The 261-nt window shown below is 66.7% G+C and carries 1 protein-coding gene; it reads right to left on the bottom strand.

Features of this window, described 5'->3' with window-relative positions; all coding sequences use genetic code 11:
* Window positions 1-261, bottom strand: a 261-nt coding sequence (locus KBI52_RS00260) for an alpha/beta fold hydrolase (RefSeq protein WP_210804724.1), incomplete at both ends; no start/stop codon positions are given.

The raw sequence follows: 261 nt of genomic DNA, 5'->3' as shown, positions 1-261 counted from the left end.
GAGGCCGGCGAGGCGCGCGGGGTACCGCATGGCGAAGGCCTGGCCGGTCATCCCACCCAGCGAGAGGCCGGCGACATGGGCGGGCGCCAAATCGAGGTGGTCAAGCAGCGCAGCGAGATCATCGGCAAGATCGGCGATCTCGAAAGGTGCGGGGCCGCGGTTCGAGCCGCCATGGCCGCGCGTGTCGTAAAGCACGCAACAATATTCCGCAGAAAGTTCGCCGACGATGGCGTCCCACATCCGATGCGTAGTACCGAGCGA

The organism is Microvirga sp. HBU67558, from assembly GCF_018069605.1.
Classification (GTDB): Bacteria; Pseudomonadota; Alphaproteobacteria; order Rhizobiales; family Beijerinckiaceae; genus Microvirga; species Microvirga terrae.
The sequence above is the reverse complement of the archived record's forward strand: the minus strand, read 5'-3'. Positions and strand labels throughout refer to the sequence as shown.